This window comes from Xanthomonas sp. 60 (genome assembly GCF_011761925.1).
The window spans coordinates 327,513-339,915 of record NZ_JAASQW010000003.1; the positions used below are offsets into that span (position 1 = coordinate 327,513).

The following is a 12,403-nucleotide window of genomic DNA, read 5'->3' on the forward strand; positions in this document are numbered from 1 at the left end:
GCCAGGCGACGTGACCTCCGGCGCATTGCCGGCCCCGCGCCGAATGCGTAGGGTGCTGGCACTGCCCATCTTCCGGAGTGCGTGATGAAGCCCCTCGTTCTTGCCATTGCCCTTGCGCTTGGCGCCGCTCCGCTGCTGGCCAGCGCACCGGCGCAGGCGGCCCCGGCCACGGCCGCGAAGACACCGGCCCCGACGCAGGCGTGGGTCGCCCGCAGCAACGCACTGGCGCAGATCCTGCTGGACGCGCAGGGGCCGTTCCAGCCCGAACAGACCGGCTTCTTCGGCGTCCCCGGCTACGATGACAAGGTGGCCGATTTCGGACCCGACAACGGCAAGCGGTACCGCGAGGCGACCGCGAAGGCGCGCACCGAACTGCAGGCGAAGCTGGCGGCCGAGAAGGATCCCAACGTCCGCCAGGACCTGGAGATCATGATCGCCGCGGCCACCCAGAACATCGAGGGCAGCGAACTCAACGAGAAGTACCTGCTGCCGTGGGCCGATGCCCCGCAGACCATTTTCAGCGGGCTCAACCTGCTGCTCTCCGACCAGGTGCCGGCCGAGCGCCGGGCCAAGGCCGTGGAGCGCCTGAAAGCCTATGCCGGCCTGCAGCCGGGGGGCACCGCCCTCACCACGCTGGCCCGCCAGCGCTATGAGGAACGCCTGCGCGATACCGCGCTGCTGCAGCCGACGAAGATCGAAGTCGAGCAGTCGCTGGACAACGTGGAGACCTACATCAGCGGCATCGAGTCGCTGCTGAAGAAGTACCAGGTGGCCGGTGCGGACGAGGCCATGCAGGCCCTCGCCACGCAGATGAAGGACTACGCGGCGTGGACGCGCAGCACCGTGCTGCCGAAGGCGCGCGAGGATGCCCGCCTGCCGGCGCCGCTGTATGCCTATCAGCTCAAGCAGGTGGGCATCGACATCGATCCGCAGGTGCTGATGCAGCGCGCGCAGCTGGAGTTCATGGAAACCCGCTCGGCCATGCGCGCGCTCGCGCCGCTGGTGGTGCAGGCCAAGGGCTTGAAGGTGGGCGACCCGACCGATCCGGTCGCGGTGGTGCGCGCGCTGAAGCAGGACACCATTCCCAACGATCAGCTCGAAGGCCACTATCGCAAGGTCATCGATGCGATCGACCCGCTGATCCGCGAGCACCGCATCGTCGATGTGCCGCAGCGTCCGATGCAGATGCGGCTGGGCTCGGCAGCGGAGAGCGCGGCCAGCCCGGCGCCGCATTTCCTGCCCGCTCCGCTGGTCAACAACACCGGGCAGCAGGGTACCTTCGTGCTGCCGCTGGGCAACCCGGCCGCAGGCGAGGGCGCGCAGTACGATGACTTCAACTTCGGTTCGGCGGCCTGGACGCTCAGCGCGCACGAAGGCCGACCGGGCCACGAGCTGCAGTTCACCGCCATGGTCGAGCGCGGCATCTCCCTGGCACGCACCATGTACGCCTTCAATTCGGTCAACGTGGAAGGTTGGGCGCTGTACGCTGAAGCGGAAATGGTGCCGTACGAACCGCTGGACGGCCAGCTGATCGCGCTGCAGTTCCGCCTGCTGCGCGCCGCGCGCGCCATGCTCGATCCGATGCTCAACCTCGGCCTGATCGACCGGGCGCGTGCCGAGCGCGTGCTGCTGGACGAAGTGGGCCTGTCCAAGGCGATGGCCACCCAGGAGCTGGACCGCTACATGGTGCGCATGCCGGGCCAGGCGGGCAGCTACTTCTACGGCTATACGCGCATCCTCGAACTGCGCATGCAGACGGAACTGGCGATGGGCGAGGCGTTCGACCGCCAGGCGTTCAACAACTTCCTGCTGGACCAGGGACTGCTGCCGCCCGACCAGCTGGGCAAGGCCGTCAAGGACACCTTCGTCAAGCGCTGATGCGGGTCAGGGGTCAGGTCGGGCCAGCACCGGCGTGACCCCTTCCGTCCCCTTCAACGGCGGGGATGTTCAAGGCACGTAGATGGCGACGCCGGCAGCGCGCTTCTGGGTGGTCGGAATGCCGATGCCGACACCGCCGCCGACATGGGAGCCGAAGCTGCCCGCGCCTACCGACATGCCTACCGGCGAGCCGCTGGACCCCACGCCCATGATCACCACGCCGTTGGCACCAAGGGCGGCGGCTTCGCGTTTGAGGCGGGCCACGGCCGCATCGGTCTGGCCCTGGGTGCCGAAGCCGACCGCGCTGGCCGATTCGAGCTGGGCGATTTCCACCGAGCCCGGCGGCGGCGTGGAATAGACCTGGACCAGCGCCGGATCGATGGGCGCGCGGGCCTGGCCCAGCATCACCTTCGAGGTGCTGGCGCAGCCTGCGGCGGCCAGCAGTACCGCCGCCAGTGCGGCAATTCGCATCTTCATGGCATCAACCCCTGTTGGAAGGAACCGATCATCGTGGCAAGCGTCTGAATTGGCGCCAACCTGGCCACCGTCACGCTGACGCTAGCACCGGACGGGTGAGTGGGGCGGCAAGCCGTGGCGCCTCTTGCTCTCCACGCCTGAACCGTTATGGTGGGCCACACCTTGGGACATGGGAGGGGGACATGGGTCTGATAAGTCTGCTGTGGGGCGTGTTCGCGCTGGTCTGGATGGTCGTTGCCTTGATCCCCCTGCTGGGTTGGGGCAACTGGTTCCTGATCCCGTTCGCGGCGGTGGGCGCGGTGATCGCGGCGATCGGCATCCTGTTCACCCACCCCAGCAAGCGCGGCCGCGCATGGACCGGACTGCTCCTCAACGGCATCGTCATCATCGTCGGCATCTTCCGGCTGGGGCTTGGCGGCGGCGTGATCTGACGCCTGCGGCCCGCCGGATGCCGGCCTGCGACCCTCGGTCGCACCGGGGGCGGGAGGCGGGCCGGGCGGGCGTACAATGCGGCGCTTGTTTCCGGAGCCTGCGATGACCCATCCCCTCTATCGCCCCCGCCGCATGCGCCGCGACGATTTCTCGCGCCGGCTGATGCGTGAGAACACCCTTACCGTCGACGACCTCATCTATCCGGTCTTCGTGCATGAGCGCGCCGGCCGCACCCCGATCGCCTCCATGCCCGGCGTGGAACGGCTGTCGCTGGACGACCTGCTGCATGTGGCCGAAGAGGCCGTCGAGCTTGGCATTCCCGTGCTCGACCTGTTCCCGGTGATCGACCCGGCGTTGAAATCGCTCGACGCCGAAGCGGCCTGGGCCGATGACGGACTGGCGCAGCGCGCGGTGCGGGCCCTGAAGGCGCGCTTCCCCACGCTTGGCGTCATGACCGACGTGGCCTTGGACCCGTACACCACGCACGGCCAGGACGGCATCATCGATGACAGCGGCTATGTGCTCAACGACATCACCGTGGACGCGCTGGTGAAGCAGTCGGTCTCCCACGCCCGTGCCGGCGTGGACGTGATCTCCCCGTCGGACATGATGGACGGGCGCGTGGGCGCCATCCGCCGCGGCCTGGACGAGGCCGGCTTCATCAACACCCGCATCATGGCCTACTCGGCCAAGTACGCCTCCGCGTTCTACGGCCCATTCCGCGAGGCGGTGGGCAGTGCCGGCAGTCTCGGCAAGGCGGACAAGAAGACCTACCAGATGGACCCCGCCAACGGAGACGAGGCGCTGCGTGAGATCGCGCTGGATCTGGAAGAGGGCGCGGACATGGTGATGGTCAAGCCGGGCATGCCCTACCTGGACGTGGTGCGCCGGGTGAAGGACACCTTCGGCGTGCCCACCTTCGCCTACCAGGTCAGTGGCGAGTACGCGATGCTCAAGGCCGCCGTGGCCAACGGCTGGCTGGACGAGCGTGCGTGCGTGATGGAATCGCTGATGTGCTTCAAGCGTGCCGGTGCCGATGGCGTGCTGACCTATTTCGCGCCCCAGGTGGCGCGCTGGCTGCGCGAGCGCTGACAATAGCGCTCCGCACACAGGAGGGAAGCACGATGGAGATCCTTGGAACCGCCCACTGGATGATCTGGATCATCGGCGTGCTGGTGTTCGGGCTGGCGATCGTGCTGCTGGCCCGTGCCGCACTACGCGAACGCCGGCGGCCTCCGGAACAGCCTTCCGCCGCCGCTGCCCTGGCCCGTCGGCAGCAGCTGCCGCAGGCGCTGCAGGACGCCCTGGCCGAACTCAACCAGCGCAAGGACGACGGCAAGCTCAGCGAGCTGGACTACGAACAGGCCCGTTCGCGGCTGCTCGCCGAGCACGCCGCCCCGCGCTGAGCGTCTGCGCCTCAGCGCACGGCAGGCAGGCAGCCCGGCGTGGCCGGCGCCTGCGGCGTGACCAGCCGATAGACATCGGTGCCGCCGGCCCGCGGCGAACGCGCGCTGCCACTGGACACCAGCAGCTCGGTCGGCTTGGCCGCGTCCACCACCGGCGCTTCGGTGAAGCCTTCGGCGGTGTTGAACGACAGCGCCAGCGGCCGCGCATCGGCCCCGGAGAAGGCGCAGGCCGCGTGCCATACCCGGGCGGTATCGCCCTCGAGCCGCGTAAACACCACCGCCCCCTGCGTGCCCAGCCAGTCCGCGCTGCGCTCGTCGGCGGCCGTGTTGAGGGTCACCAGCGCGCGCGCGGTGCCGCGTCCAGACGGCTGCATCGGCGCCGCATGCAGGTTCCAGCCGCCCTCGGCGTCCTTGCGCGAGAACAGCAGCCAGTCGCCCTGAGCGCTCAGCGCCGGGCTGCGCTCGGGTGCACGACCGGCCTCACCCGGCAGCCGTTCCGGCGTGCCCACCTCACCGCTCGGGGAGACCGGCGCGCGGTACAGCGCCAGGCCAGCCTCGCGGCTGGATGCGAACAGCAGCCAGCGCCCGTCGTGGCTGAAATACGGGTCCACCTCATCGTGCGCGGTGTTGAGCGCCAGGGGCTGCGCGGACTGCCAGCGGCCCTCCCGCAGCGAGGCCTGCCACAGGTCCCAGCCGCCGGCACCGCCGGCACGGTCGCTGGCGAACACGATGCGCTGGCCGTCCGGTGACACGCTGGCACGGCCCTCGGCGGCCCGGGTGGACACCACGCCCATGCCTTCGATGCCGTATTCGCTCAACGCCATCGCCACGGGGGCGCAGAGTAGACTGGCAGCCAGTACCAGCAGGGTCGGGGCGGTTCGCATCGTCCGGGTCCATGCGCATCAGGGGCGCCCAGTGTAGGGCGTCTTCTTTGAAACGAACGAGGATTCCATGACCGATCGCTACGCTGTCTTTGGCCACCCTGTCGCCCACTCCAGATCGCCGGAGATCCACGCCGCGTTCGGCCGCCAGGAAGGGATCGCGGTGGATTACCGCGCCATCGACGCAGCCCCCGGCGACTTCGCCGCCGCGCTGGAGGCCTTCGCGGCCGAGGGCGGGATCGGCGCCAACGTGACCCTGCCGCACAAGGAAGCCGCCTTCGCGGCGTGCACCACGCTGACCGCGCGCGCCACCCGCGCCGGTGCGGTCAACACGCTGCTGCGCAAGGGCGAGCGCTGGCACGGCGACACCACCGATGGCGCCGGCCTGGTACGCGACCTGACCGATCGCCACAGCCTGGACCTGCGTGGGCGCCGCGTGCTGCTGCTGGGTGCGGGCGGCTCGGCGCGCAGCGTGGCCCCGTCGCTGCTTGATGCGGGCATCCGCGAGCTGGTGGTGGTCAACCGCACGCCGGAGCGTGCCGATGCGCTGATCGACGCCATGGGTGAACCGGGGCGTGCGCTGAGCCGCTACTGGGATGACCTGCGCGACCTCGGCGACTTCGAACTCATCATCAACGCGACCTCGGCCGGGCGTGACCGCGAGGCCTCGTTCACCCTGCCGCTGTCGCTGGTCAATTCGCTCACCACGGCAGTGGACCTGAACTACGGCGATGCCTCGGTGGCCTTCCTGGCCTGGGCGCGTTCGGCCGGCTGCCGCCACGCCATCGACGGCCTGGGCATGCTGGTGGAGCAGGCCGCCGAGAGCTTCCAGCAGTGGCATGAGGTACGCCCGCAGACCGATGCGGTGTACGCCACCCTGCGCGCGGCTTCGCCCTTGGCCGGGCAGGACTGAGCCGTGCCGACGCAGGACCTGCTCTCCGCCCTGCTCGGCGCGCTTGGAATGCGCCTGCCCGTGTTGATCGCTGCGTGCGTGGGACTGGTGTGGGTGTTCCCGGCCCCACGGGGCCCGGTGCGGACCGGTGCCTTGGCGGGGCTGGTGCTGCTGGCCAGCGCCAGCGTGCTCAACATGCTGGCGTCACTGGTGCCGGTATGGCTGCTCAAGGCCGGCGATTTCGCCCTGGTCGCCGCGCTCGGCGACGTGTTCGGCGGGGTGCGCCTGGTGCTGGGGCTGCTGGATGCCTTCGGGCTGGTGCTGGTGGTGTGGGCGATGACGCGCGCCATGCGCCTGTCCACGGCATCGCCGCCGGGATTGCCGTGATCGCACGGGCGGCCGCCCATGCAGCGGCCGCGCGCGGGCCGTCTGTGGTCCGCGCCTGACAGGTTCAGCGTGCCGCCGCAGTCGGGCGTGCCGGGCGTGAGACACTACGCAGCCTGATCCTGCATTGAAGATTCCGGCGTGACCGAACCCGTCGCCGCACCCCGCACGCTCGACGATGGCCTCAAGGATGCGATCCGCAAGGCCTACACCGCGCTGCAGGCCAACACCCCCGGCTTTGCCACCCGCCGCTCGCAGAGCCAGATGATCGGCGTGGTGTCGCGTGCGCTGTCCCGGAGTGGCGGCGTGGGCGTGGTCGAGGCACCGACCGGGGTCGGCAAGAGCCTGGGGTATCTCACCGCCGGCGTGCCCATCGCGCTGGCGACGAAGAAGAAGCTGGTCATCAGCACCGGTACGGTGGCGCTGCAGTCGCAGCTGGTCGAGCGCGATATTCCGAACTTCCTCAAGGCCACCGGACTGGACGCCACCATCGCGCTCGCCAAGGGTCGTACGCGCTACCTGTGCACGCGCAATGCCGCCGAAGCGCAGGGCGAGGGCGCGCAGAACGGGATGTTCGAGGACGACCAGGTGCTGTACGACCGGCCGCTGGCGCCGGTTGAAATGGATATCGCCGCGCGGCTCACGGCGGCCTTCACGTCCGGTGCGTGGGACGGCGACATCGACAATGCGCCGGAGACCATCAGCCCCGGGCTGCGCAGCCGCATCACCACGCCGGCCTCGGCCTGTGCGGGACGCCGTTGCGCCTACGCCGCGCAGTGCGCGGTACTGCGCTCACGCACCACCGTGCGCGATGCACAGATCGTGGTCACCAACCACGCGCTGCTGCTGTCGGCGCTGTCCATAGGGGAGAGCGACAACGGGCAGCCGTTGATCGCCCCGCCCTCGGACATGCTGCTGGTGCTGGACGAAGGCCACCATGTCGGCAACGTGGCGATCGACCAGGGCGCGGCCAGCCTGGCGCTGGATGACATGGCCAAGCGCGTGGGCCGGCTGCAGATCGTCATCGCCGGTGCCTACCGCGCCGTGGACAAGGACCGGCTGGGCAACCTGCTGCCGAACGAGGCCATCGAGGTGGCCACCGGCGTGGCCAAGCAGCTGCGCGCGTTCCGCGATCACGTCGAAGCGGTCTGGATGCCGGCACCCGCCGACGAGGAACCGATGTGGCGCGCCGCCAACGGGCGCCTGCCCGAGGCCTGGCGTGAGCCGATCGAAGCCCTCGCCGATGACACGCGCAGCCTCTACAACTGGGCCCATGCGGCCAACAGCCAGGTGGCCAAGGGCAAGCCGGACGATGCCGGCCGCGAGCGGCTGCAGCGCACGCTCGGCATGGCGCTGGAGATGATCGAGGGCCAGTACAACCTGTGGCAGGCGTGGCGCCGCGAGGACCGCGAAGGCGCACCGCCGATGGCGCGCTGGATCACGGCCACCCGTGATGGCGACCTGGTGCTGCACGGCTCGCCCGTATCGGCCGCGCACGTGCTTCGCAAGCTGTTGTGGGATGAAGTGGATTCGGTGGTGATGACCTCGGCCACGCTCACCGGTGGCGGTGATTTCCAGTCGCTGGCCATCGACAACGGCATCCCCGCCGAAGCGGAGATGGTCTCGCTGTCCTCGCCGTTCGACCTGCCCAACCAGGCCGAACTGATCGTGCCGCCGTTCCCGGTCACGCCCGATGACCGCGAGGGCCATCCACGCGAAGTGGCCCGCTACCTGGGCAAGGAACTGGACTGGAAGAAAGGCTCCATGGTGCTGTTCACCTCGCGCTGGAAGATGGAGAAGGTGGCCACGCTGATGCCGGCCGCCAAGCGCAAGCAGGTGCTGGTGCAGGGCGAGATGTCCAAGACCCGGCTGATCGACGAACACCTGCGCCGCGTAGCGGCCGGCGAGGGTTCGGTGCTGTTCGGACTGAACTCGTTCGGTGAAGGCCTGGACCTTCCGGGCGAAGCGTGCACGACCGTGGTGATCACCCAGGTGCCCTTCGCGGTGCCGACCGATCCGCAGACGGCCACGCTGAGCGAGTGGTTCGAGGCGCGCGGTCTGAACGCCTTCAACCTGATCGCCATTCCGCATGCGCTGCGCACGCTGACCCAGTTCGCCGGCCGCCTGATCCGCACCTCCACCGACACCGGCCGCGTGATCATCCTCGACTCGCGGCTGCTCACCCGCCGTTACGGCAAGCGCATCATCGATTCGCTGCCGCCGTTCAAGCGCACCATCGGCTGACCCTCACAGCAGCGAGGTGTCGCGCACCGCGCCCTTGTCTGCGCTGGTGGCCAGCAGGGCATAGGCTTTCAGCGCGCTGGTGACCTTGCGTGGGCGCGGTGCGCGCGGCGTCCAGCCCCGTGCATCGGCGTCGGCACGGCGCTGGGCCAGGACGGCCTGGTCCACCTGGAGGTCGATGCGCCGGGCGGGGATGTCGATACGGATGCGGTCACCGTCCTCCACCAGACCGATCAGGCCGCCGCTGGCGGCTTCCGGCGAAACATGGCCGATCGACAGTCCCGAGGTGCCGCCGGAGAAACGTCCGTCGGTGAGCAGCGCGCACTGCTTGCCCAGCCCCTTCGATTTCAGATAGCTGGTCGGGTAGAGCATCTCCTGCATGCCGGGGCCGCCCTTGGGTCCCTCGTAACGGATCACCACCACATCGCCGGCCTGCACGGCATCGTCCAGGATCCCCGCCACGGCCGCGTCCTGGCTCTCGAACACGCGTGCGGTTCCTTCGAACACATGGATGGACGCGTCCACGCCCGCGGTCTTCACCACGCAGCCGTCCACCGCCAGATTGCCGCGCAGCACCGCCAGCCCGCCATCCTGCGAATAGGCATGGGCCAGCGAGCGGATGCAGCCGCCCGCGCGGTCCAGGTCCAGCGAGGGCCAGCGCGTGCTCTGGCTGAAGGCGGTCTGCGTGGGGATGCCGGCCGGCCCCGCTGCGAAGAACGCATGCACCTGGGGATCTGCGGTGAGGGTGACGTCCCAGCGCTGCAGGGCATCGGCCAGCGTGGCGCTGTGCACCGTCGGCACCGAGGTATCGAGCAGGCCGGCGCGGTCCAGCTCGCCGAGGATGCCGAACACACCGCCGGCGCGGTGCACGTCCTCGACATGGTAGTCGGGCGTGTTCGGCGCTACCTTGCACAGCTGCGGCACGCGCCGTGACAGCGCATCGATATGGCCCAGGTCGAAATCCACTCCGGCTTCGCGCGCCGCAGCGAGCAGGTGCAGGATCGTGTTGGTGGAGCCGCCCATGGCGATGTCCAGCGTCATGGCATTGCCGAACGCGGCCGCCGTGGCGATGCCACGCGGCAGCGCACGTGGATCCTCACCGCCATACCAGCGATGGCACAGCTCCACGATCACCCGGCCGGCGCGTCGGAACAGCTGCTCGCGGTCGGCGTGCGTGGCCAGCGTGGTGCCGTTGCCGGGCAGCGACAGGCCCAAGGCCTCGGTCAGGCAGTTCATCGAGTTGGCGGTGAACATGCCCGAGCACGAACCACAGGTGGGGCAGGCGCTGCGCTCGTACTCGGCCACGGTTTCGTCCGAAGCGCCGGCATCGGCGGCGATCACCATCGCATCGACCAGGTCCAGCTTGTGGCCGGACAGCCGCGTCTTGCCCGCCTCCATCGGCCCGCCGGAAACGAAGATCACCGGGATGTCCAGGCGCAGCGCGGCCATCAGCATGCCGGGGGTGATCTTGTCGCAGTTGGAGATGCACACCAGGGCATCCGCGCAGTGGGCGTTGACCATGTATTCGACCGAGTCGGCGATGATCTCGCGGCTGGGCAGCGAATACAGCATGCCGTCATGGCCCATCGCGATGCCGTCATCCACGGCGATGGTGTTGAACTCCTTGGCCACGCCGCCGGCCTGTTCGATCTCGCGCGCCACGAGCTGGCCGAGGTCCTTCAGGTGCACGTGGCCGGGCACGAACTGGGTGAAGGAATTGGCGATGGCGATGATCGGCTTGTGGAAATCGCCGTCCTTCATGCCGGTGGCGCGCCACAGGGCGCGGGCGCCCGCCATGTTGCGGCCGGCGGTGGAGGTGCGGGAACGGTATTCGGGCATGGCGGGCAGTGACGGGCGAGCCGTGAAGACAGGGGGGTGGAGGGATCATCGCCATTTTTTTCGGTTGCTGCTGCAACCACAGCCCGGGCGCAGTAGGCCGGGAAGACCGCGCCGCCACGGCTGCCGTTCATGTTTGCGGCTGTGCCGACTTTGGTTGCACGCGCCGATGCGGCATCATTGCAGCGTTGATACGCACGAGAGGCATGAGGCCATGAAACGTTCCCGCACCACCGCACTGCTGCTGATGAGCGCTGCGCCGCTGCTGTTCACCGCCTGCCAGAAGCAGGAGCAGGTCCAGGTGCAGGAAGGCCTGTATACCTCGGTTGAAGCGTGCACCGAAGCCACTGCCGATCCGTCGGCGTGCCGCAATGCCTTCGCCGCCGCGCAGCAGCAGTCGGCCGATGCCGCACCGAAATACGCCAGCAAGGAGGCGTGTGCGAAGGAGTATCCGGCCGAGCAGTGCCAGGAGCAGCGCACGTCGGCGGGCACCTCGTTCATCGGTCCGATGATGATGGGCTTCTTCATGTCGCAGATGATGAACAGCGGTCGCGCTGGCCTGGCGCAGCAGGCCCCTGCGGCGAGCCCGGCGTTCCAGGACCGCAATGCCGGCTGGGCCCGTCCCGCTCCTGGCGGTACCGGTGGCCTGAACACGGCCAGCGGCATCGGTGCCGGCAAGGCCGGCCTGCAGCCGGTGAGCGCCACGCCGAACCGCGCTGTCACCGCGTCGCGTGCGGGGTTCGGCGGCACCAGCGCGCGCCGCAGTTCCAACAGTTTCGGCGGCTGATCCATGCAGCGCGTGCGCATTGCCGAGCGTGCCCAGTGGCGGGCACGCGCTGAAGAGGCGGGGTTCCGGTTCCACACCATCGACGGCCAGCCGTACTGGGACGAGACCGCGTACTACGCCTTCACCCTGCGCCAGATCGAGCAGGACATCGAAGATCCGAGTGCCGAGCTGCACCAGATGGCGATGGCGCTCGTCGACGACGTCGTCGCCTCCGATGCGTTGATGGAGCGCCTGGCGATTCCAGCGCATTACCGCGACTGGATCGCCGAGAGCTGGCGCCAGCGCCAGCCGCACCTGTACGGCCGCCTGGACCTGGCCTACGACGGCTCCGGTCCGGCCAAGCTGTACGAACTGAACTACGACACGCCCACCTCGTTGTTCGAAGCGAGTTTCTTCCAGTGGCAGTGGCTGGAGGAACAGCGCGAGGCGGGCCGCCTGCCCGCGCACGCCGACCAATTCAATGCCCTGCATGAAACCCTGGTGGCGCGCTTTGGCGAACTCGCCTCGCGGCTGCCGCCGCCGCTGTATTTCAGCGCGGTGGGCAGTTCGCAGGAAGACATCGGCACGGTGGAGTACCTGCGCGACTGCGCCGCACAGGCCAACCTGCATGGCGAGGGCATCGCCATCGAAGACATCGGACTGTCCGAGGATGGCCGCTTCACCGCTGTCGATGACACGGTGATCGGTACGCTGTTCAAGCTGTATCCGCTGGAAGACCTGATGGCCGAGGAATTCGGCCGCGCACTGCCGACCTCCGGCGTGCAGCTGCTCGAACCGGCCTGGAAGGCGGTGCTGAGCAACAAGGGCATCCTGCCATTGCTGTGGGAGCGCCACCGCGGCCACCCGAACCTGCTGGAATCGCACTTCGATGACGGCCGCGTGCTGGCCCCGGGCTGGGTGCGCAAGCCGCTGTTCTCGCGGGAAGGGGCCAACATCGAGATGCACCTGGCCGATGGCAGCGTGCAGCGCAGCGACGGTCCTTACGACGGCGCGGCGATCCTGCAGCAGGCCCACCCGCTGACCCGGTTCGAAGGAGGTTATCCGCTGATCGGCAGCTGGGTGATCGGTGACCAGGCCTGCGGCATCGGCATCCGCGAAGACGACAGCGCGATCACCCGTGACAGTGCGCGCTTCGTGCCGCACGCGATCATCGACGAAGCTCCGACGCAGATCTACGTGTAGGCCAGGG

The 12,403-nt window shown here is 69.0% G+C and carries 12 protein-coding genes; 9 read left to right on the plus strand and 3 right to left on the minus strand.

The window, feature by feature from the left end; genetic code table 11:
* Positions 1–84: 84 nt before the first annotated feature.
* The gene (locus tag FHY09_RS08410; RefSeq protein ID WP_166926090.1) at positions 85–1,878 is read left to right on the plus strand and encodes a DUF885 domain-containing protein; all 1,794 of its coding nucleotides are present in this window, start codon (positions 85–87) and stop codon (positions 1,876–1,878) included.
* A 69-nt stretch (positions 1,879–1,947) separates the two neighbouring features.
* Here FHY09_RS08410 and FHY09_RS08415 read toward each other — a convergent pair whose 3' ends face one another.
* Positions 1,948–2,355 carry a hypothetical protein gene (locus FHY09_RS08415; RefSeq protein ID WP_166926092.1) on the minus strand — a complete coding sequence of 136 codons (408 nt, stop codon included), beginning with the start codon at positions 2,353–2,355 and terminating at the stop codon, positions 1,948–1,950.
* Positions 2,356–2,537: 182 nt separating this feature from the next.
* Between FHY09_RS08415 and FHY09_RS08420 the strand changes: the two genes are divergently transcribed.
* The 3 genes from FHY09_RS08420 (at position 2,538) to FHY09_RS08430 (ending at position 4,193) form a co-directional block, all read left to right on the plus strand.
* On the plus strand, positions 2,538–2,786 hold the full coding sequence (locus tag FHY09_RS08420) for a hypothetical protein (protein WP_166926094.1): 249 nt from the start codon (positions 2,538–2,540) through the stop codon (positions 2,784–2,786).
* Positions 2,787–2,889: 103 nt separating this feature from the next.
* Positions 2,890–3,879, plus strand: coding sequence for a porphobilinogen synthase (gene hemB / locus FHY09_RS08425; protein WP_166926096.1), 990 nt, complete (start codon positions 2,890–2,892; stop codon positions 3,877–3,879).
* Positions 3,880–3,911: 32 nt separating this feature from the next.
* Positions 3,912–4,193 (plus strand): SHOCT domain-containing protein, encoded by a 282-nt coding sequence (locus tag FHY09_RS08430; RefSeq protein ID WP_166926098.1) that lies wholly within the window; start codon positions 3,912–3,914, stop codon positions 4,191–4,193.
* A gap of 11 nt (positions 4,194–4,204) precedes the next feature.
* On the opposite strand, the gene FHY09_RS08435 is transcribed toward FHY09_RS08430, so the two are convergent.
* On the minus strand, positions 4,205–5,077 hold the full coding sequence (locus tag FHY09_RS08435) for a tolB family protein (protein WP_166926100.1): 873 nt from the start codon (positions 5,075–5,077) through the stop codon (positions 4,205–4,207).
* A 67-nt stretch (positions 5,078–5,144) separates the two neighbouring features.
* Between FHY09_RS08435 and aroE the strand changes: the two genes are divergently transcribed.
* From aroE to dinG, 3 genes are all read left to right on the plus strand, one after another.
* Complete coding sequence (gene aroE, locus FHY09_RS08440; protein ID WP_166926102.1) at positions 5,145–5,987, plus strand: shikimate dehydrogenase; 843 nt, start codon at positions 5,145–5,147, stop codon at positions 5,985–5,987.
* A gap of 3 nt (positions 5,988–5,990) precedes the next feature.
* Entirely contained in the window at positions 5,991–6,353 is a 363-nt protein-coding gene (locus FHY09_RS08445) for a hypothetical protein (RefSeq protein WP_456362745.1), read from the plus strand.
* 138 nt (positions 6,354–6,491) lie between these two features.
* Positions 6,492–8,594 (plus strand): ATP-dependent DNA helicase DinG, encoded by a 2,103-nt coding sequence (dinG, locus tag FHY09_RS08450; protein WP_166926104.1) that lies wholly within the window; start codon positions 6,492–6,494, stop codon positions 8,592–8,594.
* A 3-nt stretch (positions 8,595–8,597) separates the two neighbouring features.
* Here the strand turns inward: dinG and ilvD are convergent, their stop codons facing one another.
* Positions 8,598–10,430, minus strand: coding sequence for a dihydroxy-acid dehydratase (ilvD, locus tag FHY09_RS08455; protein ID WP_166926105.1), 1,833 nt, complete (start codon positions 10,428–10,430; stop codon positions 8,598–8,600).
* Between the two features lie 211 nt (positions 10,431–10,641).
* Between ilvD and FHY09_RS08460 the strand changes: the two genes are divergently transcribed.
* On the plus strand, positions 10,642–11,214 hold the full coding sequence (locus tag FHY09_RS08460; protein ID WP_166926106.1) for a DUF1190 domain-containing protein: 573 nt from the start codon (positions 10,642–10,644) through the stop codon (positions 11,212–11,214).
* Between the two features lie 3 nt (positions 11,215–11,217).
* The gene (locus FHY09_RS08465; protein ID WP_166926107.1) at positions 11,218–12,396 is read left to right on the plus strand and encodes a glutathionylspermidine synthase family protein; all 1,179 of its coding nucleotides are present in this window, start codon (positions 11,218–11,220) and stop codon (positions 12,394–12,396) included.
* Positions 12,397–12,403: the final 7 nt, after the last annotated feature.

Coding starts and splice junctions, on each gene's coding strand:
- FHY09_RS08435 (WP_166926100.1), bottom strand. CDS start 5,077: ATGCGAACCGCCCCGACCCTGCTGGTACTGGCTGCCAGTCTACTCTGC.
- FHY09_RS08460 (WP_166926106.1), top strand. CDS start 10,642: ATGAAACGTTCCCGCACCACCGCACTGCTGCTGATGAGCGCTGCGCCG.
- FHY09_RS08415 (WP_166926092.1), bottom strand. CDS start 2,355: ATGAAGATGCGAATTGCCGCACTGGCGGCGGTACTGCTGGCCGCCGCA.
- FHY09_RS08420 (WP_166926094.1), top strand. CDS start 2,538: ATGGGTCTGATAAGTCTGCTGTGGGGCGTGTTCGCGCTGGTCTGGATG.
- hemB (WP_166926096.1), top strand. CDS start 2,890: ATGACCCATCCCCTCTATCGCCCCCGCCGCATGCGCCGCGACGATTTC.
- FHY09_RS08465 (WP_166926107.1), top strand. CDS start 11,218: ATGCAGCGCGTGCGCATTGCCGAGCGTGCCCAGTGGCGGGCACGCGCT.
- aroE (WP_166926102.1), top strand. CDS start 5,145: ATGACCGATCGCTACGCTGTCTTTGGCCACCCTGTCGCCCACTCCAGA.
- FHY09_RS08430 (WP_166926098.1), top strand. CDS start 3,912: ATGGAGATCCTTGGAACCGCCCACTGGATGATCTGGATCATCGGCGTG.
- ilvD (WP_166926105.1), bottom strand. CDS start 10,430: ATGCCCGAATACCGTTCCCGCACCTCCACCGCCGGCCGCAACATGGCG.
- FHY09_RS08410 (WP_166926090.1), top strand. CDS start 85: ATGAAGCCCCTCGTTCTTGCCATTGCCCTTGCGCTTGGCGCCGCTCCG.